Origin of the sequence: Micromonospora sp. NPDC005205, from assembly GCF_040608275.1 — a bacterium.
Classification (GTDB): Bacteria; Actinomycetota; Actinomycetes; order Mycobacteriales; family Micromonosporaceae; genus Micromonospora.
In genome coordinates this window covers 53,122-75,789 of sequence record NZ_JBEXHV010000027.1, presented here as the reverse complement: position 1 = coordinate 75,789, position 22,668 = coordinate 53,122, and the positions used below count along the sequence as shown (strand labels likewise).

19 protein-coding genes and 1 pseudogene are annotated in these 22,668 nt (G+C 70.9%); 15 read left to right on the top strand and 5 right to left on the bottom strand.

Annotated features, from left to right (window positions below; all coding sequences use genetic code 11):
- Positions 1–158: 158 nt before the first annotated feature.
- The 7 genes and pseudogenes from ABZU43_RS30980 (at position 159) to rny (ending at position 7,491) form a co-directional block, all read left to right on the top strand.
- Positions 159–740, top strand: coding sequence for a hypothetical protein (locus ABZU43_RS30980; RefSeq protein ID WP_355009934.1), 582 nt, complete (start codon positions 159–161; stop codon positions 738–740).
- A gap of 155 nt (positions 741–895) precedes the next feature.
- Complete coding sequence (locus ABZU43_RS30975; protein ID WP_355009933.1) at positions 896–2,287, top strand: MFS transporter; 1,392 nt, start codon at positions 896–898, stop codon at positions 2,285–2,287.
- A 5-nt stretch (positions 2,288–2,292) separates the two neighbouring features.
- Positions 2,293–2,493: a DUF3046 domain-containing protein gene (locus tag ABZU43_RS30970; protein ID WP_030489422.1), complete on the top strand. Its 201-nt coding sequence runs from the start codon at positions 2,293–2,295 to the stop codon at positions 2,491–2,493.
- A 184-nt stretch (positions 2,494–2,677) separates the two neighbouring features.
- Positions 2,678–3,724, top strand: a complete 1,047-nt coding sequence (recA, locus tag ABZU43_RS30965; protein WP_007456801.1) for a recombinase RecA — start codon at positions 2,678–2,680, stop codon at positions 3,722–3,724.
- Between the two features lie 14 nt (positions 3,725–3,738).
- The gene (locus tag ABZU43_RS30960) at positions 3,739–4,428 is read left to right on the top strand and encodes a regulatory protein RecX (RefSeq protein ID WP_355009932.1); all 690 of its coding nucleotides are present in this window, start codon (positions 3,739–3,741) and stop codon (positions 4,426–4,428) included.
- Positions 4,429–4,465: 37 nt separating this feature from the next.
- Positions 4,466–5,169: pseudogene (locus ABZU43_RS30955) on the top strand (3-keto-5-aminohexanoate cleavage protein).
- A gap of 555 nt (positions 5,170–5,724) precedes the next feature.
- Positions 5,725–7,491, top strand: coding sequence for a ribonuclease Y (gene rny / locus ABZU43_RS30950; protein ID WP_355009931.1), 1,767 nt, complete (start codon positions 5,725–5,727; stop codon positions 7,489–7,491).
- A 132-nt stretch (positions 7,492–7,623) separates the two neighbouring features.
- Here rny and ABZU43_RS30945 read toward each other — a convergent pair whose 3' ends face one another.
- The 4 genes from ABZU43_RS30945 to ABZU43_RS30930 all read right to left on the bottom strand — a co-directional run bounded on the left by ABZU43_RS30945 (position 7,624) and on the right by ABZU43_RS30930 (position 10,945).
- A complete protein-coding gene (locus ABZU43_RS30945) occupies positions 7,624–8,508 on the bottom strand; it encodes an amino acid ABC transporter permease (protein WP_355009930.1) in 885 nt (294 codons plus the stop codon).
- Complete coding sequence (locus ABZU43_RS30940) at positions 8,508–9,182, bottom strand: amino acid ABC transporter permease (protein WP_355009929.1); 675 nt, start codon at positions 9,180–9,182, stop codon at positions 8,508–8,510. The genes ABZU43_RS30945 and ABZU43_RS30940 overlap by 1 nt, the downstream gene beginning before the upstream one ends.
- Before the next feature lie 84 nt (positions 9,183–9,266).
- Positions 9,267–10,133: a glutamate ABC transporter substrate-binding protein gene (locus ABZU43_RS30935; RefSeq protein WP_355009928.1), complete on the bottom strand. Its 867-nt coding sequence runs from the start codon at positions 10,131–10,133 to the stop codon at positions 9,267–9,269.
- Between the two features lie 56 nt (positions 10,134–10,189).
- Positions 10,190–10,945 (bottom strand): amino acid ABC transporter ATP-binding protein, encoded by a 756-nt coding sequence (locus tag ABZU43_RS30930; protein ID WP_355009927.1) that lies wholly within the window; start codon positions 10,943–10,945, stop codon positions 10,190–10,192.
- Positions 10,946–11,140: 195 nt separating this feature from the next.
- Between ABZU43_RS30930 and selD the strand changes: the two genes are divergently transcribed.
- Positions 11,141–12,130: a selenide, water dikinase SelD gene (gene selD / locus ABZU43_RS30925; RefSeq protein ID WP_355009926.1), complete on the top strand. Its 990-nt coding sequence runs from the start codon at positions 11,141–11,143 to the stop codon at positions 12,128–12,130.
- A 230-nt stretch (positions 12,131–12,360) separates the two neighbouring features.
- Positions 12,361–12,840 carry a hypothetical protein gene (locus ABZU43_RS30920; RefSeq protein WP_355009925.1) on the top strand — a complete coding sequence of 160 codons (480 nt, stop codon included), beginning with the start codon at positions 12,361–12,363 and terminating at the stop codon, positions 12,838–12,840.
- Between the two features lie 48 nt (positions 12,841–12,888).
- Here ABZU43_RS30920 and ABZU43_RS30915 read toward each other — a convergent pair whose 3' ends face one another.
- Complete coding sequence (locus ABZU43_RS30915; protein WP_355009924.1) at positions 12,889–13,125, bottom strand: DUF2277 family protein; 237 nt, start codon at positions 13,123–13,125, stop codon at positions 12,889–12,891.
- Positions 13,126–13,264: 139 nt separating this feature from the next.
- On the opposite strand from ABZU43_RS30915, the gene ABZU43_RS30910 reads away from it, so the two are divergent.
- The 6 genes from ABZU43_RS30910 (at position 13,265) to fxsT (ending at position 22,621) form a co-directional block, all read left to right on the top strand.
- The gene (locus ABZU43_RS30910; protein ID WP_355009923.1) at positions 13,265–13,453 is read left to right on the top strand and encodes a hypothetical protein; all 189 of its coding nucleotides are present in this window, start codon (positions 13,265–13,267) and stop codon (positions 13,451–13,453) included.
- 3 nt (positions 13,454–13,456) lie between these two features.
- Entirely contained in the window at positions 13,457–15,793 is a 2,337-nt protein-coding gene (locus ABZU43_RS30905) for an FxsB family cyclophane-forming radical SAM/SPASM peptide maturase (RefSeq protein ID WP_355009922.1), read from the top strand.
- Positions 15,777–16,601, top strand: coding sequence for an AAC(3) family N-acetyltransferase (locus ABZU43_RS30900; RefSeq protein ID WP_355009921.1), 825 nt, complete (start codon positions 15,777–15,779; stop codon positions 16,599–16,601). Before ABZU43_RS30905 ends, ABZU43_RS30900 begins: the two co-directional genes overlap by 17 nt.
- 311 nt (positions 16,602–16,912) lie before the next feature.
- Positions 16,913–17,530, top strand: a complete 618-nt coding sequence (locus ABZU43_RS30895) for a TIR-like protein FxsC (protein WP_355009920.1) — start codon at positions 16,913–16,915, stop codon at positions 17,528–17,530.
- Positions 17,527–18,771 carry a TIR-like protein FxsC gene (locus ABZU43_RS30890; RefSeq protein WP_355009919.1) on the top strand — a complete coding sequence of 415 codons (1,245 nt, stop codon included), beginning with the start codon at positions 17,527–17,529 and terminating at the stop codon, positions 18,769–18,771. Before ABZU43_RS30895 ends, ABZU43_RS30890 begins: the two co-directional genes overlap by 4 nt.
- Positions 18,761–22,621 carry an FxSxx-COOH system tetratricopeptide repeat protein gene (fxsT, locus tag ABZU43_RS30885; RefSeq protein ID WP_355009918.1) on the top strand — a complete coding sequence of 1,287 codons (3,861 nt, stop codon included), beginning with the start codon at positions 18,761–18,763 and terminating at the stop codon, positions 22,619–22,621. The genes ABZU43_RS30890 and fxsT overlap by 11 nt, the downstream gene beginning before the upstream one ends.
- Positions 22,622–22,668: the final 47 nt, after the last annotated feature.

Here is a 22,668-nt window from a genome sequence, read left to right as displayed (position 1 = left end):
GGCACCATCCACCGGCAGACCCAAGATCCCTACCAACTGACACATGTATCGGGACTTCACCACTGACAGATGTCATGGGACTGAATAGTCAGCGGATGACGGAAACTGTCCAAGATTGACGGTGCGTCGCGGATCGAGTGGCTGGGTAACCGGTGTCGATGAACGTTGACAACGGGGAGCGTCGGGTGGGTGTGGCCGCCGGACGCCGCAGGAGATGGAAGCGGTTCTTCGAGCGGGCGCCCGGCTTGCAGCTCATGGCCGTCTACTGGGTGCCGATGACGGTGCTCATCGGGCTGCCGGTGCGCTGGCTCTTCGACAGGCAGGAGCCGCTGGTCGAGGCCGTGCTGACCGGTGCGCTGAACCTCGTCTGGGTCGGCCCCGCCGTGTACTTCAGTCGGTGGAGCGCGGGCGAGCAGGCCGCCCGGCGCGATCCGGAGGGGTACGCGCTGCGCCAGGCAGTGCACACCAGCGCCGTGCCCGCGGACGAAGCCACGCGGGCCGCACTGCCCCGCTATCTGGTCGAGCAGCGGCGAGCCACCTGGGCAGCGCTGCTGGCCATCCTGGGCATCTGCCTCGGGCTGGTCCTGCTCGCTCTGCTCGCCGCCGACAGCAAGGGCTTCGCGGTGATCTTCGGCGTGGTCGCCGCTGTCAGTGTGGCCGTCGCCGCACGCACCCTGACCCGGATCCGTCGGCTGGCACCCCTGCTGTCCGCGCCCGACCCACCACAACCGCGCGGGTAGGACGATTTCCCGCCCGCCGCCCGCCGCCCGCCGCCCGCCGCCCGCCGCCCGCCGCCCGCCGGGAACCGGCTGTCGGTTCGGCTGTCGGCAAAACCCACTGCCGCTGGTAGGTGTGGGTGCGCGAGGATGAGCCACCCCTTTCGACAGGAGCGCCGATGGCGACCGACCTGACCGCGCCGCGTACCGTCGCCCGACCCGACGTCGCGTCGATTCAGCGGCGTACCCTGCGGCTGCTCTTCACCACCCAGATCATCGGCGGGATCGGCGTGACCATCGGCATCTCCGTGGGCGCGCTGCTCGCGGCACGGATCGCCGGGACCGCGGTGGCCGGTGTCGCGCAGAGCGCCGGGGTGGTCGGTGCCGCGCTGCTCGCCGTCCCGGTCACCCGGATCATGGCGCGGCACGGCCGCCGGCCGGGCCTGGTGCTGGCGTACTCGGTCGGCGCCGTCGGTGGCCTGCTGGTGGTGCTGGCCGCGGCCACCCACTGGGTGCCGCTGCTCTTCCTCGGCATGCTGCTCTTCGGCGGGGGCACCGCGGCGAACCTCCAGGCCCGCTACACGGCCGTGGACCTCGCCGAGCCGGTCCGTCGGGGGCGGCAGCTCTCTCTGATCGTCTGGGCCACCACCATCGGTGCGGTGGCCGCGCCGAACTTCGCCGCGCTGGCCGACCGCGTCACCACCGGCTGGGGTTTGCCCCCGTTGGCCGGCCCGTTCGCGTTCAGCGCGGCCGCGTTCGTGCTGGCTGCCGTCGTACTCCTCGGGTTGCTCCGGCCCGACCCGCTGCTCACGGCGCGGCGGCTCGCGGCGGCCGACGCGCCGGCCGTCGATCTGCCGCCGGCCGTCGACGCGACGGCGACCGCTGTGGCGGCCGAGGCGCCGGCGGCGGGTGGCGGCGCGACGCCGGCCGCCGCGCCGGTCACGGTGCGCGTGCCGCGCGGCGCCGGGATGCGTGCGGCCTGGTCGGTGGTACGCGGACAGCCCGCCGCCCGACTCGGCATCGCCGCCGTGGCGGTGGGTCACCTGGTGATGGTGGCGGTGATGGCGATGACTCCGGTCCGGCTCGGTGAGTCGCACGCCGACGCCGACGTGTTGCGGCTGGTCGGCATCGTGCTGAGCCTGCACATCGCCGGCATGTACGCGTTCTCCCCGGTGGTGGGTTGGCTCACCGACCGGCTCGGTCGACGGGCGGTGATCCTCGGTGGGGTCGGGCTGCTGCTGGCCGCCTGCGCGGTCGCCGGCACCGCCGGGCACCACACGCCTCGGCTCTCGGTCGGTCTGGTTCTGCTCGGGTTGGGCTGGTCGGGGACGATGGTGGCCGGCTCGACCCTGCTGTCCGAGTCGGTGGCGGCCGCCGTGCGGCCGAGCGTCCAGGGGCTGTCCGACCTGATCATGGGGTTGGCGGGGGCCGGGGCTGCCGTGGTCAGCGGGTTTGTCATGCAGTTCGCCGGTTATCCCGTGCTCACCCTGCTCGCGGCGGTCGCGGCGGCGCCCCTGGTGGCGCTAGCGTTGCGCCCGGTGCCGACCGGGGCACCGGACGAGGAGGGCTGATCACTGTGCGGCTGACCGACTTCTGGACGCGGCTGGACGAGGCGTTCGGGCCCGGCTACGCGGCCAGCATCGCCCGCGATCAGGTGCTGTCCCAGCTTGGCGGGCGGACCATCGAGCAGGCCCTGGCATCGGGGGAGCAGACGCACGTGGTGTGGCGGGCGGTTTGTGCCGCGTACCCCGACCGGGTGCCCGCGCGACTACGCTGAGCAGCCTTTTTGCCGGTTCCGCGTGTCGCTTGTCGAGTCGTACACCTGTTCGGCTATTGTCCACAGCGGGGTGCTCGTCCACAGCTCGCGGCCCGTCGGCTGGTTTTCTGTCGGACCTAGCGCCTAGCGTGTCCGCGTGACGCGAAGCTCAGCAAAGACGCCGGCGAAGGCAGGGGTGGCAACCATGGCAGCAGGGCCTGACCGGGAGAAGGCACTCGACCTTGCTCTCGCTCAGATTGACAAGCAGTTTGGCAAGGGCTCGGTGATGCGGCTGGGTGACCGGCCGGTCGTCCAGACCGCAATCATTCCGACCGGCTCCATCGCGCTCGACGTGGCCCTCGGCATTGGCGGCCTGCCCCGTGGCCGGGTGGTCGAGATCTACGGCCCCGAGTCCAGCGGTAAGACCACTGTGGCACTGCACGCGGTGGCCAACGCCCAGCGCAACGGCGGCATCGCCGCCTTCATCGACGCCGAGCACGCGCTCGACCCGGAGTACGCGAAGGCCCTCGGCGTCGACACCGACGCGATGCTGGTCTCCCAGCCGGACACCGGCGAGCAGGCGCTGGAGATCGCGGACATGCTGATCCGCTCCGGCGCTCTGGACATCATCGTGATCGACTCGGTGGCGGCCCTGGTGCCACGCGCCGAGATCGAGGGCGAGATGGGCGACAGCCACGTGGGCCTCCAGGCCCGGCTGATGAGCCAGGCGCTCCGGAAGATCACCGGTGTGCTCAGCAACACCGGCACCACGGCAATCTTCATCAACCAGCTGCGGGAAAAGATCGGCGTCATGTTCGGCAGCCCGGAGACCACCACCGGTGGTCGGGCGCTGAAGTTCTACGCCTCGGTCCGGCTCGACGTGCGACGCATCGAGAGCCTCAAGGACGGCACCGACGTGGTCGGTAACCGCACCCGGGTCAAGGTCGTGAAGAACAAGGTCGCCGCGCCGTTCAAGCAGGCCGAGTTCGACATCATGTACGGCAAGGGCATCTCGCGTGAGGGCTCGCTGATCGACGTCGGCGTGGAGCAGGCGATCATCCGCAAGTCCGGAGCGTGGTACACGTATGACGGCGACCAGCTCGGCCAGGGCAAGGAGAAGGCCCGGGAGTTCCTGAAGGAAAACCCGGACGTGGCCGCCGAGATCGAGAAGAAGATCCTGGAGAAGCTCGGCGTCGGGGTCGGCGCGGGTGACGCCGCCGGTGGCCCGGAGCTGCCGCCGGTCGACTTCTGACCGGTCGCTGACCCATGGCAGGACGACGCGCTCGTACGGGGCGGGGCTGGGATGCCAGTCCGCCTCGTACGGGCGACGCTGCTGATCCGCCGCGTCCCCGCCGGGGGCGCCGGGCCGAGTCGTCGGCGGATGAGCCGACGCCCCCTCCCCGCGATGAGTCCGAGGTGGCCCGCGAGATCTGTCTGCGCCAGCTTGCCGTCCGGCCCCGCACCCGGGCCGAGCTGGCCGGGGCGTTGGCGAAGCGGGGCATCTCCGAGGAGGTCTCGGCCGAGGTGCTCGACCGGTATGACGAGGTCGGCATCATCGACGACGCCGCGTTCGCCCGGGCCTGGGTGTCCAGCCGGCACACCGGGCGCGGCCTCGCTCGCCGGGCACTCGCCAACGAGCTGCGTCGCAAGGGCGTGGACGGCGAGGTGGCCACCGAGGCGCTGGGTGAGCTGGACGAGGAGACCGAGGCGGACACCGCCCGTGGTCTGGTGGAGCGCAAGCTGCGCACCGCCCGAGGCGAGCCGGACGCGGTCTTCCGCCGGCTGGTGGGCATGCTGGCCCGCAAGGGTTACCCGCCCGGTGTGGCCATCCGGGCGGTGAAGGACGCGCTCGCCGCGCAGAGCGCCGAGGCGGCCGAGTTCGCCGAGCAGATCGACGCCGACGCGCTCGCCGACGCCGAGGGCGAGTTGGAGCGCGACAACCGTCTGGTCGAGTGAGCGGTCCGCTGCGACTCCCGATGGAGGTGCGGGCCCGATGTTGAAGGCATGTCTGAACGGCGGGCACGGCCGGGAGGCCCATCCGGCCGTGCCGCTGACGGCGACGGAGTTGGCCGCCGACGCGGCCCGTTGCGCGGCGCTCGGCGTGGCGGCCGTCCATGTCCATCCCCGGGACGAGGCCGGTGCGAGTCGCTGCGGCCGGCGGTGATCGCCGACGCGCTGACCGCGATCCGTGCCGCTCGGCCGGGGCTGCCGGTCGGGGTGAGCACCGGCGCCTGGATCTCGCCGGATCCGGCTGCACGCGTGGCCGCCGTCCGGGCCTGGCCGGTGCTGCCCGACTTCGCCTCGGTCAACGCGCACGAGCCCGGTGCCGAGGCGGTCGCGGCTGCCCTGCACGAGCGTGGTGTGCTCGTCGAGGCAGGGCTGTGGACGCTCGACGCGGTCGCGGCGTACCGGCGGTGGCGGGTGCCGGCCGGGCGGGTTCTGGTCGAGTGCATGGCCGAGGACGTGGCTGTCGCGTTGGCCGACGCCTCCCGGATTCTCGCCGCGCTGCCGGCGGGCGCGCCGCCGGTGCTGCTGCACGGCGAGGGTCCGGCGACCTGGCCGGTCCTCGCCGAGGCGGTACGCCGGGGTCTGGACACCCGAATCGGGCTCGAGGACACCCTGTGCCTGCCGGACGGCTCACCCGCCGGGGGCAACGCGGCACTGGTCGTCGCGGCGGTGGCGGCCGGAGCCGACTGACGTCTGGTGAGACGGTTCCGTCACACCTCGCTTGGCGCCGGCCGCGTCCAACAGCCGGCTGGACGGCGCTGAGCAGGCCCGACACGTCAAGGTCTCGGCACGCCTCGCGGAGTTTGTCCCCTCCTGTCCGCCGAGATATCAGCGCGCGGTGACGGTTCAACTTCTCTCCGTTCGGGGGGTTTGATCATGAGTCCTTGACCAGAACACCCCCGGAGACCTAGCCTCGCCATACAGGCTCACATTGCCCGACCAGCGCAGGCTAAGCGCACAACATAGATCGCGTAACAGAACAGCATCACTTTGGCCGACTCCGCGGCCTTTGGCGGCAGTTCCGGACAGGCCGGTCCGGAACGCTGCGACAACTGCACCCGGCCGCCGACGCTGCCCCCTGGGCACCGCCGGCGGAGAAAGCTACCCACGGCCAGCCGCTCCGGTCGGGCGTCCACAGCCGCAGGAGTGTGCCCCCGGCACGGTCGCTGCGGTCTCGACGTTAGGGGAGGCGGCCATGGCGGGGCGGCGGCACAGGTTCAGCGGTAGACCCGACGGGGTCCCGGCATGAACGCGTTCGACGTCGTGCTCCTCGCGGCCGTCCTCGTCCTCGCGGTGGTGGTGATCGGGGCCGTGCTGGTCGGCATCCGAACACTGCGCCGGATGGGCGCCGCGCCGGCACCGGAGGATCCCGCCTTCATCGCCGAGAAGGACCGCCAGGAGCAGTCCCTCGCTGCCCTACGGACCGCGGCCGACGAGGCGAACAGCACGATCGACGTGGCGAAGTCAGCGGCCGCGGCGGCCCGTACCGAGGCGGCGGCCGCGAAGGCCGAGGCGAAGGCGGCCCGCGCCGAGGCACGGCGGGTCCTCGACGACGCCCGGGCCGAGGCGGACACCGTTCTGGAACGCGCCCACAAGCAGGCCGAGGCGGACGCCGAACAGTTGCGGACGGCAGCCCGGCGCAGCGGCGAGCGGGAGGTCGCCGTACTCGCCGCCACCACTCGGGAACAGGCCGCCGAGGTGGAACGTCGGGCAGCTCGGATGGACGAGCGGGAGCGGATGCACACCGAGGAGGTGGAGCGGTTCGCCGAACGGGAGCGGCAGCTCACCGCCGCGAAAGCCGCCCTCGCCGCCCGGGAGGCCGCGCTCGCCCAGCGCGAAGCCGAGCTGACCGAGTCGGAGGAGCTGCGCCGCCGGGAGCTGGAGCGGATCGCCGGGCTCACCGCCGACTCCGCGCGTCTGGAACTGGTCGACGCCATCGAGACGTCTGCCAAGCGGGAAGCGGCGCTGCTCGTGCGGGACATCGAGTCCGACGCGCGCAACACGGCCGAGCAGCGCGCCAGACACATCGTGGTGGACGCGATCCAGCGGGTCGCCAGCGAGCAGACCGCGGAGAGCGTGGTCAGCGTCCTGCACCTCCCCGGTGACGAGATGAAGGGGCGGATTATCGGCCGGGAAGGGCGCAACATCCGCGCCTTCGAGTCGGTGACCGGCGTCAACCTGATCATCGACGACACCCCCGAGGCGGTGCTGCTCTCCTGCTTCGACCCGGTTCGTCGCGAGGTGGGTCGGGTGACTCTGGAAAAGCTGGTCCTGGACGGGCGCATCCACCCGCACCGGATCGAGGAGGTCTACGACCTGGCCCGGCAGGAGGTGGAGCAGCTCTGCCTCCGCGCCGCCGAGGATGCCCTTGTCGAAGTCGGCATCACCGAGATCCACCCGGAGCTGGTGACCCTGCTCGGTCGGCTGCGCTACCGCACCTCGTACGGGCAGAACGTGCTCAAGCACCTGGTCGAGACCGCCCACATCGCCGGCATCATGGCCGCCGAGCTGCGGTTGGACGTGCCGATCATCAAACGGTCGGCGTTCCTGCACGACATCGGCAAGGCGCTCACCCACGAGGTGGAGGGCAGCCACGCCATCATCGGCGCGGACCTGGCCCGCAAGTACGGCGAGCACGAGGACGTGGTGCACGCCATCGAGGCGCACCACAACGAGGTGCCCCCGCAGACCATCGAGGCCGTGCTCACCCAGGCTTCCGACGCCTGCTCGGGTGGTCGGCCGGGCGCGCGCCGGGAAAGCCTGGAGGCGTACGTCAAGCGGCTGGAGCGGATCGAGGAGATCGCGGCCGGCAAGCTCGGCGTGGACAAGGTCTTCGCCATGCAGGCCGGCCGGGAGATCCGGGTGATGGTCAAACCGGACGACGTGGACGACATCGGGGCGGCCGTGCTGGCCCGCGACGTGGCCAAGCAGATCGAGGAGGAGCTGACCTATCCGGGTCAGATCCGGGTCACAGTGGTCCGCGAGTCCCGGGTCACCGAGATCGCCCGCTGAGAGGCCTGCTGCCCAGGAACAGCAATATCGGGGTGTCCCCTTCGTGGGGGCACCCCGATATCAAGAAGACCGAGTCAATCACGAGCCGGACGGCTCGGTCAGTTGCTGGACGCTGCCGCCCAGCGTCGCCGGTCAGCCCTGCGGCTCACGGACGGTGTAGTCGTCGAGCGGAGCGGCGCCGGTGGCGATCCGCCGCTTGGTGCGGAAGCCGCGCTGACGGCTGCGCCGGTCCAGCCAGTTGGCCAGGGCGGTGAGCAGCGAGTTGATCACGATGTAGATCGCGGCCACCACGATCGCCGCGGCGACGATGTTGCCGTTGTTCGCGGCGAGGTCGTTGACCCCGCGCTGGAGCAACTCTGGGTAGGCAACGATGTAGCCGAGCGCGGTGTCCTTGAGCAGCACCACGAGCTGGCTGACGATGACCGGCAGCATCGCCCGGGCGGCCTGCGGGACGAGGATCAGCTGCATGACCTGGCTCTTGCGCATGCCGATGGCGTACGCGGCCTCGGACTGGCCGCCCGGCAGCGAACGGATCCCGGCCCGGAACGCCTCCGCGAGGACCGAGCCGTTGTACAGCGTGAGCCCGATCACGACGGCCCAGAAGGCGGTCACCGGCCCCTTGATCACGAATGGCACGCCATAGAAGATGAAGAAGATCATGATGAGCAGTGGGACGGCGCGGAAGAACTCGACCACGGCACCCGACGGAACGCTGATCCAGCGACGCTCGGAGAGCCGGCCGACCGCGAAGATGATGCCGAACGCCAACGAGAGCACCATGCCGACCGCGGCCGCCCAGAGCGTGGCGAGTAGACCGGGCCCGATGAACTGGGTCCAGGTGGCGGCCTCGGTGAAGGGCTTCCAGAGCTGCCCGTCCCACTGGCCCGCCTCGTCGAACTTCGCGTAGATCCACCAGAGCAGCCCGGCCAGGGCGACACCGAACACGACGGTCAGCACCGCGTTGCGGATTCGGGCCCGAGGCCCCGGGTGGTCGTAAAGGACGGAGTCGGTGCTCATCAGCGCTTCACCGCCAGTCGGTTGGCCAGCCAGCCGAAGACGTAGCCGGTGGGGATCAGGAACGCGGCGAACGTGCCGGCGAAGACCAGGAAGATCATGATGACCGCGTCGCCGTTGTCATTGATCAGCTGCTTCATAACGTTTGAGGACTCCATCAACCCGATCGTGCCGACGATCGTGGCGTTCTTGCAGAGCGCGATCAGGATGCTGCCCAGCGGCGCGATCACCGAGCGAGTTGCCTGGGGCAGAACCACGATCCGTAGGGTCTGGGCGAAGGTGAGGCCGACGGCTCGAGCCGCCTCGGCCTGCCCGGCAGGCACCGTGTTGACTCCGGACCGTAGCGCCTCGCAGACGAACGCGCCCGTGTACACCGACAGGCCGACGACGCCGAGCCAGAAGTTATTCAGGTCGAGGTCGTCGGAGAGGCTCAGGCCGAGATTGGAGTACAGCCCGAAGTAGCAGAAGAAGACGACCAGGGTGAGTGGCGTGTTGCGGAAGATGTTGACCCAGGCCGTCCCGAAACCGCGCAGCACGGGGACCGGCGAGACCCGCATGGCGGCGAGCACCACGCCGAGCGTCAGCGCGAACAGCGCCGAGGCGCCGGTCAGCTTGAGGATCCAGATGAAGCCCGACAGGTAGGCGTCGAAGTTCGTCGGATCAGCGAATACGTGCATGCAACGGCTCCCAGGGGCAGGTCGTCGGCGTCGTCACGGGCCGGGGGCCGACACCCATGATCGGATGTCGGCCCCCGGGACCGGTCAGACGCTGCCGCAGTTGGTCAGCTTGGTGGTGTCCAGCTCGGGCGCGGCCTTGCCGCTCTTGCCCAGCGTGGCGTCCCAGGCGGCCTTGTAGGTGCCGTCCGTGGCGGCGGCCTTCAGGATCTCGTTGACCTTCTCGCAGCCGTCCTTGTCGTCCTTCTTCAGCCCGATGCCGTACGGCTCGCTGGAGAAGGTCTTGCCGACCACCTTGAACTTGCCGGCGTACTGCGACTGGGCGGCGTACCCGGCGAGAATGATGTCATCGGTGGTGACCGCGTCGACCTGGCCGTTCTCCAGCAGCGGGAGGCACTTCGAGTACGCATCGAACTGCTGCAGCTTGGCCTTCGGGTAGTCCGACTGGATCCGCTTGGCCGGGGTGGAGGCCGAGACCGAGCAGACCTTCTTGCCCTCAAGTCCTTCCGGGCCGGTGAGGGTCGAGTCGGCCTTGACAAGCAGGTCCTGGCCGGCGACGAAGTACGGGCCGGCGAAGTTCACCTTCTGCTTGCGCTCGTCGTTGATGGTGTAGGTCGCCACCACCAGGTCGACGGTGCCCTGCTGGATGAACGGCTCCCGGTTGGACGAGACCGTCGTCTTCCACTCGATGTTGTTCGCGTCGACTCCGAGACCCTTGGCAATGATCTTGCCAATCTCGATGTCGAAGCCCTCGTACTGGCTGCCGGTCTGCAGACCCAGGCCCGGCTGGTCGGCCTTGACGCCGATCACGAGCTTCTTCTGGTTCTCCGCCTTACCGACGATGCCCTTGGCGCCCGAGCTGCCGGTGCTGCCGCCCTCATCCCCGCCGCAGGCGGTCATGGTGACGGCCAGAGCCGCGACCGCGGCGACTGCCGCAATGCGCTTGATACGCATACTCTTCTCCTTCTTCAACGGAGCCCACCGAGTACGGCGCGCTCCACTACGGACGCCTAGTGCGTGAGGATCTTGGAGAGGAAGTCCTTGGCCCGCTCGCTGCGCGGGTTCGCGAAGAATTCGGCCGGGGACGCGTCCTCGACGAGCTTGCCGTCGGCCATGAAGATGACGCGGTTCGCCGCGTGCCGGGCGAAGCCCATCTCGTGGGTCACCACGACCATCGTCATGCCGTCGCTGGCCAGCGAGGTCATCACGTCGAGCACCTCGCCGACCATCTCCGGGTCCAGCGCCGAGGTCGGCTCGTCGAAGAGCATCGCCTTGGGCTGCATGGCCAGTGCCCGAGCGATGGCCGCCCGCTGCTGCTGGCCGCCGGAGAGCTGGGCCGGGAACTTGTCCGCCTGGTTGGCGATGCCGACCCGGTCGAGCAGGGCCAGGCCGCGCTCGCGGGCGGCGGTCGGCTTCTCCTTGCGGACCTTGATCGGTCCGAGGGTGACGTTCTCCAGGATGGTCTTGTGCGCGAAGAGGTTGAACGACTGGAAGACCATGCCCACCTCGCTGCGCAGCTTCGCGAGGGGCTTGCCCTCGGCCGGCAGCGGCTGACCGTCGAAGGTGATGGTGCCCGAGTTGATCGGTTCCAGTCGGTTGATCGTGCGGCACAGCGTCGACTTGCCGGAGCCGGACGGGCCGATCACCACGACCACCTCGCCCCGACCCACCGACAGTGAGACGTCGTCCAGCACGTGCAGCGGCCCGAACCACTTGTTGACCGCGTCCAGCACGATGAGCGGTTCGCCCGTCGTCACGTCGTCCACCGTCCCCTGTCGTCTCCCGGATCGGGGTCGATTGACCCCCGGTGCGGCCACTGTAGGCGGCGTGATGTGGCAGAACGCAACCCAGCGGGTCACGGAGCGGTAACACCGGTCACGATCGTTCTCGGGCGTCCGATTTTGGTCACCGGATGGGTGGGCGAGGTGGCGATCGTGGCGCCTTGTCGCGATCATGGGTGGATGACCGAACCCGTACGGTTGACCAAGTACGCCCGCGGCGGTGGCTGCGCCTGCAAGATCCCGCCGGGCGAGCTGGAGATCATGGTGGCCGGTCTCGGCCCGGCGACCGGCACCGCCGAGTTGCTGGTCGGGTTGGACCACGGCGACGACGCGGCGGTGGTGCGCCTGGACGAGCGGACCGGCCTGGTGAGCACCGCCGACTTCTTCACCCCGGTGGTCGACGACGCGTACGACTGGGGTCGGATCGCCGCTGCCAACGCGCTCTCCGACGTGTACGCGATGGGCGGCACCCCGCTGGTGGCGCTCAACCTGCTCTGCTGGCCGCGCGACGTGCTGCCCCTGGAGTTGGCCCGGGAGGTGCTGCGCGGCGGTCAGGACGTGGCGCGGGAGGCCGGCTGTCACCTGGCCGGCGGGCACAGCGTGGACGACGACGGCCCGAAGTACGGTCTCGCGGTCACCGGCACTGTTCGCCCCGAGGAGCTGATCACTCTCGACGCCGGTCGGGCCGGGGTGCCGTTGTCGCTGACCAAGCCGCTCGGGGTGGGTGTGCTGAACACCCGGCACAAGGCGACGGGGGAGAGCTTCCCGGAGGCGGTGGCCACGATGAGCGCGCTCAATCGGGAGGCCGCCCGCGCGGCGGTCGCCGCCGGCATCCGGTGCGGCACCGACGTGACCGGGTTCGGGCTGCTCGGGCACGCCTCGAAGCTGGCCCGGGCCAGCCAGGTCACGGTGGCCATCGACACCGCCCGGGTGCCCTATCTGGCCGGCGCGCGGGAGGCGCTGCGCGACGGGTTCGTCAGTGGCGGCAGCCGGCGCAACCTGGAGTGGGTGACCCAGTGGACCGACTTCGGCTCGGCGGACGAGGCGGAGCGGCTGCTGCTGGCCGACGCGCAGACCTCCGGTGGCCTGCTGGTCGCCGGCGAGGTGCCCGGCGCTGCGGTGGTGGGCGAGCTGCTGCCCCGCGGGGAACACCTGGTCGTCCTGCGCTGACCGGGGGCGGCCGACCCGCTGCGGGACACGCGGTGGCGGTGGTGCGAATGCCGCACGATACCCGATAAACTGTCACCTTCCCGCTACTCCGAGCAATGCCGCTCAGGGAAATTTTGCCCGGAATGGTCACAGACCGGTAACTTGCCCCCGGCTGGGGTCAAATGCCCCCCACCATCGTGTGTAAGGCCCGATCCGGAGGCCGGTGGGGACGAACGCAGCGAGGAGGCGGAATGACCGAGCTGTGGAACTGGAGAATCGACGGGGCTCAACCCGTGGAGGTCTACCCGGCGCTGGCGGAGGCGCTTGGTCGGGTGGTGATGCCGCTGGCGGTGGCCGACCCGGCGCGGCTGCCGGCGTACGCGGTGGTGTGTGACGTCTGGCAGGCGCCGGGCGAATTCGCGACGGTGGTGGACTGCTACGGAGTGCCCGAGCAGCTCTCCGAGCACGCGAGCATCGCCGCACTGGCCCGATTGCTGGGCCGCAACTGCCTGTTGCGCGACGACACGCTCGACGCGGGCCGGCACCTGCTCGTCGCTCCGGACGGCACGGTCCGTCCGGTGCACTTCGACGTGCGGGACACCGAGGACGGTGAGGTGCTCAGCAGGCTGCGGCTCTGCTCGCTGGGTGACCCGGGTTGTCGGGGCTGGTCGCAGTGTCACCGCTCGCGCTGGGCACCCGACACTGTCGCACCGGTGCTCGCCGCGGCCTGACCCTCTCCAGGGTCAGGCCCGGCCGGGTGCCGTGCCGGTCAGCGGCGATCAGCTGGCGGCGGTGGCCGACCGGTCGGTGGTGCCCCGCACCACCAGTTGGTCGAGCAGGACGCGCGTCGCCTCGGCCACGGCGGCCACCGCGGCGTCGAACGCGGCGGCGTTGTGCGCGGCGGGCGCCCGGAAGCCAGAGATCTTCCGGACGTACTGCAACGCTGCCGCCTCGACGTCCGCGTCGGTCACCTGCGGGGTGAACGGCTCACGCAGCGTCTTGATGCTCCGGCACATGTGAGTTCCTCCTCGGTTGGTGCGCTACTTGACCAACGATGACATCGTTGGGGCTGTTGCCTATTCTGGTGGCGCGTCAGGGCCCTCGGGCCGTCCATCACACCTCCCGTGGCGCGTCCGCGGGACCCGGAGAATCCTTGTGGACAACGCACCCACCCGCCCATCCCGTCCGGGCCTGGACGATCTCACCCGTAGCCTGCACACCCCACTGGACCGGGTTGCCGTGGAGCACGCCGATCTGGTCGAGGCGGTGCGCAGGCGGGTCGTCACCAACGACTCCGTGCCCTCCGGCACGGTGCCCGTCGCCGCCTTCAACTCGTCCATCTGACCGATGGCCTGCCGGTGCGATCCACCCGGAGTGGGCGGTCCATGCCGACGGATCAGCCAGTTCGTACTGAAGGTGCACAGTCGGTGCGATCTCAGCTGCGACCACTGCTATGTCTACCAGCACGCCGACCAGACCTGGCGTGGTCGACCGGTGCGGATGCCGCTGGCCACGGTTCGGGCCGTCGCGCAGCGGATCGCCGAGCACGCCCGCGAGCACGAGTTGCCGGTCGTACACGTGGTGCTGCACGGCGGTGAGCCGTTGCTGCTGGGGGTCGCGGGACTACGGGAGGTGCTGGCCGAGCTGCGCGCGGCGATCACCCCCTGGACGCGACTCGACCTGCGTATGCAGACCAACGGCGTGCTGCTCGACGAGGAGCTGTGCCGGCTGTTCGTCGAGTACGACGTGCGGGTCGGGGTGTCCTTCGACGGCGACCGGGCCGCCAACGACCGCCACCGGGTCTTCGCCCACGGCGGCAGCAGCCACGAGCACGTCCGCCGGGCGCTGGCCCTGCTCCGTCGGCCGGAGCACCGCACCAGCTACGCCGGCATCCTCTGCACGATCGACGTCCGCAACGATCCCGACCGGGTGTACGAGGCGCTGCTGGCCGAGAGCCCGCCCCGGGTCGACCTGCTGCTGCCCCACGCCACCTGGGACCATCCCCCGGAACGCCCCGGGCCAGAGCTCACCCCCTACGCGAACTGGCTGGGGCGGATTCACCAGCGGTGGGTGGACGACGGGCGTCCGGTGTCGATCCGGATGTTCGAGGCGCTGCTCCCGGGTGGTGGCGGCACCGAGGCGTTCGGCGTGGCCCCGGCCGACGTGCTGGTCGTCGAGGCGGACGGGACCTGGGAGCAGGTCGACTCGCTGAAGACCGCGTACCACGGCGCGGCCGGCACCGGTTTCGACGTGTTCGACCACTCGGTGGACGAGGTCACGCGGCACCCCGGGGTAGCGGTACGGCAGGACGGCGTGGCCGGGCTCTGCGCGACCTGCCGGGCCTGCCCGGTGGTCGACAGGTGCGGCGGTGGTCTGTACGCGCACCGCTGGCGGACCGGTTCCGGCTTCGACAATCCCTCGGTGTACTGCGCCGACCTGCTGCGCCTGATCGACACTGTGGACGCCTACCCGCCGCCCACCCCGCCCATCCCGGCCGACGGGTCGACCACCTCGCCCGTCGACGAGTTGCTGGACGACCTGGCTACCGGGCACGGGTCGGCGTCGACGCTCGCGTTGCTCGCCGCCACCCAGCTCTCCATCACCCGGGCGCTGCTGGCGGCCTCCCAGGACGGATCCGGCACCACGCCCGCCTGGGAACTGCTCGTCCACCTCGACCAGTCGGCGCCGGAGGCGGTCCGCGCCGTCCTGGCGCACCCCTTCGTCCGGCCGGGGCTGGTGCGTCGCCTTCACTCGTCGGCCCCGCCCGACCTCGGCGCGGCAGTCGACCCCCTGCCGGCGCTGGCCATCGCCGCGGCGATGCGGGCCGGCGTCCCGGCCGCGTTGCACGTGCCGGTACGGGCCGACACGATCACGTTTCCCGCGCTCGGCAGCCTGGTGCTGCCTGGTCTGGGGGAGAGTGCCGAGGTGACCGTCCGACCCGGCGAGTTCCGGGTCAGGGGTGGGTCGGTCGAGCAGACGGTGCTCCTCGATCCGCTGGCGCCGCCGTCGACCGGATGGTTCCCGACCCGGGACGTGGCGGTGCCCGGTGGCCGGCTGCTCATCGAGGACGGTGATCCGTACCGCGACTGCTACGGCCAGCCGGTCCAGTCCCGCCTGGACGGTCCGGCGGCGCGGGCGTTGGGCCGTACCCTGGCCGAAGCCTGGCGGGTCGTGCACCGGGACGTGCCGGCGCACGCGGCGGCGCTCGACGGCGGCCTGCGTGCCGTCGTTCCGTTGGCGCCCGACCCGGCGCGACCACTGCGAAGCGCCACCGCCCGGCACGCGTTCGGCGCGGTCGCCGTCACACCCCACCCTGACCCGGAGACGATGGCGGTGCTGCTCGTGCACGAGTGGCAGCACGCGAAGCTGGGTGCGGTGCTCGATCTGTACGACCTTGTCGAACCTGGCCAGGGTGCCCAGATCCGGGTGCCGTGGCGCCCCGACCCGCGGCCACCGGAGGGCGTCCTCCAGGGCGTCTACGCGCACCTCGCCATCACCCAGGTCTGGCAGTCCCGGGCGGTCACCGACGGCGGCGACGCGTCGGCGCACGCTGCCCACTTCCTGGCGTGGACCCGGGACGGTGCGGACGCGCTGCTGGCCAGCCGGTCGCTCACCGCGGCGGGTGAGCGGTTCGTCGGCCGGCTGCGCCACGCCTTGGAGGAAACCCGTGCCGGGGCCGGCTGAGCGTCTGCCGTCCACACTGGGCCGTCTCCGCCTCGCCGACGACCTGCGGGCGCTGGGCGTCAACCCAGGTACCTGCCTGCTGGTGCACTGCGGCCTCCGTCGGGTGGGTCCGCTGGAGCACGGCCCGGCGACCCTCGCCGGCGCGCTGCGCGACGTCCTCGGCCCGGCCGGCACACTCCTGGTGCCCACCCACACCGACGGCAACTCGACCACCTCCCGGGCCCACCTGGCGGCCGTCGCCGGAATGAACCGCGCGCAACGCGACCGGTACGAGGCGGCGCTACCGGGCTGGGACCGCCGGACCACCCCGTCGCAGCGGATGGGGGTGCTCGCCGAGTACGTCCGACGTGCCCCCGGTGCCGTGCGCAGCGACCACCCGCAGACCTCATTCGCCGCGCTCGGCCCGCAGGCCCGGCAGCTCACCGACGGCCACGACCTCACCTGCCACCTCGGGGAGCGCTCACCAATGGGCGAGCTCTACGCGGCCGACGGGCAGATCCTGCTGCTCGGCCTCGGCTACGGGGCGTGCACCGCACTGCACCTGGCCGAGTACCGGCTGCCGGTGCCGCCGCCCGAGCGCGACTACCACTGCTTCCGGCTTGTCGACGGGCGGCGGGTCCGCCTCGACTTCCGGGCTCTCGACCTGGACGACCGGGACTTCCCGGCGGTTGGTGCCGCGCTCGACGAGACGCCGTTGGTTCGGCATGGTCGGATCGGGCAGGCAAGCGCACGCCTGCTGTCAGTGCGTGCCGCCGTGGACTTCGCGATCGACTGGTTCAACGTGCACCGGCTGGCGGCGCGCCGGTGAACCGGGAGGGCGGCACCGCTGACCGCCGCAGAGCCTGACCTGAGCTCGTACCTGGGCGAGCAGCCGCCAATTGGTCAGATGTACGACACCAGCGGTCTGGTCCGATTCCTCGGGCTCGGCAAAGACCCGTGCGGCGCGCTGCCGATACCCGCCACAGTGGCCTTCGTCGTAGAGTGACGAGGCGGCAACCGGGTCTGTCCTCGGCATTGACGAACGCCTTAGGCTGAAACTCCGGTCGCTTTCCGGACGGCGGAGGAACGACGGTGAGCGAAGCGGTAGCAGTCGCTGATACGCGAACCCCGCTGTTCTTCGTGAGCTATTCACGTCCGCAGATCCGGCGCGCCGGTAACACCCCCCAGGAATACCTCTCGCGGTTCTTCGACGACCTCTCCACCCACGTCAGCGAGCTGGTCGGCCTGCCGACCGGGGTCGACCCCGGATTCATGGACAGCTCACTGGGCGGCGGTGAGCGTTGGACCCCCGAGTTGTTGCGCGCCGCCGGGACCTGCCAGGTGTTCATTCCGCTGGTGTCCAGCTCGTTCATCAGCAGCACGTGGTGCGCCATGGAATGGCACGCCTTCGCGCGGCGTCAGATCGAACCACGCGCCCCGGGCAGCTCCGCGCACGAGACGGCGATCGTGCCCGTCAACTGGTCACCGACCACCGAGTCGACGCTGCCGCCGAGCATTCGTGCCATCCAACGGTTCTCGCCGACCGCGTTACCTGATGACAACACCGTCGCGCGCCAGTACGAGCAGGAAGGGGTCTACGGCTTGCTGACCATGCAACGGGAGCAGGCGTACCGCGCGGTGGTGTGGCGTCTCGCCCAGCGGGTGGTGGCGATCCATCGGGCCTATCACGTCCACCCGCTGGTGCCCGCGGGCATCGATGAGCTGCGCACGCTCTTCACCGAGGAGGCAGCCGCATGACGCCGCTCACCGCCGAGGGGCGGGCGCCGACTCGCCAGACCTACTTCTTCCTGAGTTACGCGCATTCCGCGCCGCTGCTGGGTGCCCGCACCGACACCGACGTCTGGGTCGACCGGTTCTTCGCGGATCTGTCGGGTGAGGTGGGTCGGCTGGTGTCCCCGCGACCGGGCGTGGAGATCGGTTTCATCGACCAGTCCATCCCACCGGGCGCCGACGTGAAGGCGGCCCTGGCGGACGCACTCGGCGCGGCCCAGGTATTCGTGCCGCTCTACTCGCCGGGCTACTTCAACCGATCATGGGCGCTGGGCGAGCAGGAGTCCTTCCTCACCCGGCTGCTCCGCGCGGCCGGCGAGCCGGCGTCCCAGGTCGTGCCGGCCGACCACGTGGCGCCGGTCCTCTGGATCCCGGTGCCCAGCTGGGAGGAGCATCCCCAACTCGACGCGGCACTGGATCTGGGTCGGGACGTGCCCGAGTACGCCGAGAACGGCATGCGTGCGCTCTGCATGCTCGGCGCGTACCAGCAGCCGTACCAGATCCTGCTCGGGCGGCTGGCCCGGCGGATCGTGGAGCCCACCCAACGCATCTGGCTGCGTCCGTCCCGGGCGCCCACTCTCGATGTGTCGCGGCGGATCGCGGCCAACCCGGACTTCGTGGTGACGGTGCTGGCACCCACCCGGGACCGGCCGCCCGAGGGGCGGGAGGCGTCCTGGTACGCGGAGAGCAGCCGGCTCTGGCGTCCCTTCGGGGCCCGGCAGGAGCTTCCGGTGGCCGAGTACGCCGCGAGCATCGCCGAGCGGCTCGGACTGTCGGTGCACACGAGTGACTTCGCCGACGCCGGGGACCTGCTCGAGATCCGCCCCGGCGCGCTCCTGATCGACCCGTGGTTCACCGAGCTTCCCGGCGGCGTACCCGCTCTGCGGGCCGCCGCGCGGGCGCTGCCGCCGTGGGTGGTCCCGCTCGTGGTGACCGACGCCGACGACCCGCGCGACGCGCACCGCGGCGCCGACCTGGCGCGGCTGGTCCTGGGCGTGCTGCAGGACGCGGGCGCGACGCGAGCGCGGTGGGTCGGGCGGACGGACGAGTTCGCCGGGCTGATGCCAACAGTGGTGACCGAGGCCCGGCGGCTCTACCTGAAGCACGGCGCGGTGTTCCCGGCACCGGGGCCTGTTACCCGGCCGCCCAGCCTCCGCAACCCGGCCCCGTCATCGTTCGAAGCCCCGGAGATGCCCGATGAGCACTGAGCGCGACGGTCAGATAGTCACCTTCTACTCGTTCAAGGGCGGAACGGGCCGGACGATGGCGCTGGCCAACGTCGCGTGGATCCTCGCTGCCAACGGCAAACGGGTGCTGGTCACCGACTGGGACCTGGAATCGCCCGGACTGCACCGCTTCTTCCACCCCTTCCTGGACGTGTCGACGATCGGCGGCACGGCCGGGGTCGTCGACCTGATCCGGGACTACGAGTCGGAGACCATCCGCGAGGCGGTACGGCCGGAGGGCTGGGTGGAGCAGTTCGCCCGGGTCAACCGGTACGCCTTCTCGCTGGCCTGGGAGTTTCCCGGCGGCGGCGGGTTGAACTTCCTCTCCGCCGGCCGGCAGAACAGCGATTACGCCGTTTCGGTGAACGGGCTGGACTGGGACACCTTCTACCACCGGTTGGGCGGTGCGCAGTTCTTCGAGGCCCTCCGCGAGGACATGAAGCGCGAGTACGACTACACCCTGATCGACAGCCGGACGGGGCTCAGCGACGTCGCCGACATCTGCACCCTGCACCTGCCGGACACCCTGGTCGACTGCTTCACCCTCAGCGACCAGGGCATCGAGGGTGCCGCTCAGGTCGCCAGAACTGTCGCCGTGCACCCCTCGCGCCGCGGCATTCGGATCCTTCCCGTGCCGATGCGGGTCGACCAGGCGGAGAAGGAGAAAGCCGACGCCGGGCGTGCGCTCGCGATGCACCGCTTCGCCGGTCTGCCCACCGGGATGACGGAGGAGGATCGGCGCCGCTACTGGGCGGCGGTTGAGGTGCCGTACCGGCCCTTCTACGCGTACGAGGAGACGTTGGCGACCTTCGGCGACACGCCGGGCTCGCCCACGTCGCTGCTGGCGGCGTTCGAGACGCTGACCGCGCAGTTGACCAACGGCGAGGTGCACGCGATGCCGCCGATGGACGAGTCGGTGCGCGAGCGGGAGAAGGCCCGCTTCCGGCGTCGCCACAAGCTTCCCGGCGACGACCTCATGCTCCGCTACGCACCGGAGGACGCGGTCTGGGCGGAGTGGATCGAGCGGGTGCTCAGCTCGGCGCAGATTCGCGTCGTCGACGGAACCCAGCCGATCGAGAGCGGCGTTCGCCTGCCGGCCCGTACGCTGACCATTCTCTCCCCGGCCTACGTGGCCCTGCCCCCCGCCGCGTTGCCTCCGCGGGACCCGACCGTCGACACCACTCCGCTCGCGGTCTACGTGAGCGATCTGCGGCCACTCGCGGAGTTCGCGGTGGCCTCCTCCACCCAACTGGCCAACGTCACCGCGGCGACCGCCGCCGAGCGGCTACTTCGGCTGGTGGGGGGCCCGTTGCCGCTCCGCCTCGATGGCCGGGCGGACGGCGGCCTGCGTTTCCCGGCCGCCGAGCCGGCCGTCTTCGAGGCCCCGAACCGCAACGCGCGGTTCACCGGACGGGAGAATGAGCTGGCCCTCCTGCGCCGACACCTGACCGGACCGGTTGCCGTGCCGGTCGCGTTGCAGGGGATGGGTGGGGTCGGCAAGACCGAACTCGCCCTGGAATACGCGCATCGGTTCAAGTCCGCCTACGACGCGGTGCTGTGGATTTCCGCTGGCGCGACGGAGTCGATCGGCGCCGACGTGGAGAAGTCGCTGGCGGCCTTCGCCGACCGGCTCGGCGTCGGTGGCAACCCGGACCAGGCGGACAACGCACGCGCGGTGCTGGAGGCGCTGGGGCGGGGTGAGCCCGGGCGGTGGCTGTTGGTGATCGACAACGCCGAGGAGGTCGACCCGTTCAAGCGATTCCTGCCGCGCGGCGGGCACGTGTTGCTCACCTCGCGCAACCAGGGTTGGGGGGAGCGGGCCACGCTGATCCAGGTCGACGTCTTCGCCCGTAAGGAGAGCGTCGCCCACCTGCAACGTCGGGTGCCCACCCTCACCGAGCAGGAGGCGGACCGGATCGCCGACGCGCTCGGGGACCTGGCGGTCGCGGTAGCCACGGCCGGCGCCTACCTGGCCGACACCGGTACCTCGGTCGACGCGTACCTGGAGCAGATCGAGCGGCAAGGTCCCAGCGCCCTCTCCGTGGAAGCCACCTGGGATCTTTCGTTGGCGCGGCTGCGCGCCCAGTTCCCGGCGGCCTACCGGCTGTTGCAGCTCTGCTCGGTGCTGGCCCCCGAGATAGACCTGGGCCTGCTCTACAACGACGAGATGGTGAAGACGTTGGCGCCGTTCGATCCCGCGGTGTCGGAGCCCATGATGATCGGGCGGCTGGTCCAGCGGATCAACCGGTCGGCGCTCCTCACGATGAACATGTCCGAGCAACGGATCCTGGTGCACCGGTTGCTCCAAGCGGTGGTCCGGGGCGGAATGACCCCGGACGAGATCGCCGACACCCGACACCGGGCGCACCTGGTGCTGGGCAAGGCGTGGCCCGGCGGTGACGCCGACGATCCGCGTACCTGGGACAGGTTCCGCAGGCTCTGGCCGCACATCGAGGCCTCCGGCGCGATGGGCAGCAAGGACGAGTCGGTCCGGGAGCTGATGATCGACCGGGTGCGGTATCTCTGGCGTCAGGGAGAACTCGATGCGGCGAACGCGTTCGCCAAGGAGGTCGACGCGGTCTGGTCAAAGCGGCGGGACCGCCTCTACGGCACCGAGGAACTCGCCACGTTGCGTCGGCAGTTGCTGCACCTGCGCTTCAACCGTGCGAACGTGCTGCGGGCGCTTGCCCACTACGTCGAGGCCCACGACCTGGACCAGGAGACTCACGAAGCGCAACGGGCGCTGCTGGGTGACAGGCATTCGCACACCCTGATGACCGCCGGCAGCCTGGGTGCGGATCTGCGGGCCCTCGGCCGCTACACCGACGCGATCGAGCGTGATCAGGAGACCTACGACGCGTGGAGTGAGGAGTTCGGCGAATACCATCCGCGCACGCTCTTCGCGGCCAACAACCTCGCACACTCCTACCGCCTGGTGGGCGACTTCCGCTCGGCCCGCAGTCGGGACGAGGCGGTGTTCCAGCTCCGCCGGCAGGTGCTCGGCCCGGAACACCCGTACACAGTGCACTCGGCCGCCCAGCTGGCACGCGACCTGCGGGAGGCCGGTGAATACGCCAACTCGGCCAAGATGCTGCGCACTGTGCACGAACAACTCGCCAGCCTGAAGGAGATCGGCAGCGAGGCGGGGGACACGCTGAACGCTCAGGTCAGTCTCGCGGTGTCGCTGCGGAGCGCGGGCCAGTTGGCGGAGGCGGCCGGACTGCTCGACGCGGCGTACCCGGTGCTCGAGGAGAAGTTCGGGCGGGACAATCCCGAAACGCTGATCTGCCAGGCGGCGCTGGTCGCGAATCTGCTGGCATTCGGCGAGACCGAACGCGCGGTGGCCGAGGCGACGCAGGTGGCAAGGATCTACGAGCAGCGGCTCGGGGCCACCCACCCGCACACCCTTGGCGCGTTCAGCAACCTCGCCGTGGCGCAGCGGGCCGTGGGCCGGGTTGCCGAGGCCCGCGCGACGGCCGAACGGGCGGCCGGTGCCCTGCGCGAGGCGCTCGGTCCGGACCACCCGCACACCCTCGCCGCTGAGGAGAACCTCGGCATCTGCCTCGCCGAGGAGGGGGACCGGGACGCCGCACTCGACCACCTCCGGGCAACCGCCGAGCGTTGGCTGGCCGCGTCCGGGTCGCGCCATCCGGACGCCCTGCGTTGCCAGGCGAACCTGGCACTCGTCGTGCGCGAGAACGTGGGCGACCGGCCGCCGACGGCCGCCCCGGTCGTCTCGTTGGGCGAGGTCGTCGGGGCCGACCACCCGGGCGTGCGGGCTCTGCGGGACGGGCGCCTGGTCGCACGGATCATCGACCCTCACCCGTTCTGAGTTCCAACGACACCAGACCGGGTCCGCCGCGTCCCCACGGAGCATGC

Bases quoted from the DNA above. Each gene is read 5' to 3' on its own strand.
- ABZU43_RS30980 (WP_355009934.1), top strand. From the start codon at position 159: ATGAACGTTGACAACGGGGAGCGTCGGGTGGGTGTGGCCGCCGGACGC.
- ABZU43_RS30975 (WP_355009933.1), top strand. From the start codon at position 896: ATGGCGACCGACCTGACCGCGCCGCGTACCGTCGCCCGACCCGACGTC.
- fxsT (WP_355009918.1), top strand. From the start codon at position 18,761: ATGAGCACTGAGCGCGACGGTCAGATAGTCACCTTCTACTCGTTCAAG.
- ABZU43_RS30940 (WP_355009929.1), bottom strand. From the start codon at position 9,182: ATGCACGTATTCGCTGATCCGACGAACTTCGACGCCTACCTGTCGGGC.
- selD (WP_355009926.1), top strand. From the start codon at position 11,141: ATGACCGAACCCGTACGGTTGACCAAGTACGCCCGCGGCGGTGGCTGC.
- ABZU43_RS30945 (WP_355009930.1), bottom strand. From the start codon at position 8,508: ATGAGCACCGACTCCGTCCTTTACGACCACCCGGGGCCTCGGGCCCGA.
- ABZU43_RS30905 (WP_355009922.1), top strand. From the start codon at position 13,457: ATGGCCTGCCGGTGCGATCCACCCGGAGTGGGCGGTCCATGCCGACGG.
- ABZU43_RS30960 (WP_355009932.1), top strand. From the start codon at position 3,739: ATGGCAGGACGACGCGCTCGTACGGGGCGGGGCTGGGATGCCAGTCCG.
- recA (WP_007456801.1), top strand. From the start codon at position 2,678: ATGGCAGCAGGGCCTGACCGGGAGAAGGCACTCGACCTTGCTCTCGCT.
- ABZU43_RS30890 (WP_355009919.1), top strand. From the start codon at position 17,527: ATGACGCCGCTCACCGCCGAGGGGCGGGCGCCGACTCGCCAGACCTAC.
- ABZU43_RS30935 (WP_355009928.1), bottom strand. From the start codon at position 10,133: ATGCGTATCAAGCGCATTGCGGCAGTCGCCGCGGTCGCGGCTCTGGCC.
- ABZU43_RS30920 (WP_355009925.1), top strand. From the start codon at position 12,361: ATGACCGAGCTGTGGAACTGGAGAATCGACGGGGCTCAACCCGTGGAG.
- rny (WP_355009931.1), top strand. From the start codon at position 5,725: ATGAACGCGTTCGACGTCGTGCTCCTCGCGGCCGTCCTCGTCCTCGCG.
- ABZU43_RS30915 (WP_355009924.1), bottom strand. From the start codon at position 13,125: ATGTGCCGGAGCATCAAGACGCTGCGTGAGCCGTTCACCCCGCAGGTG.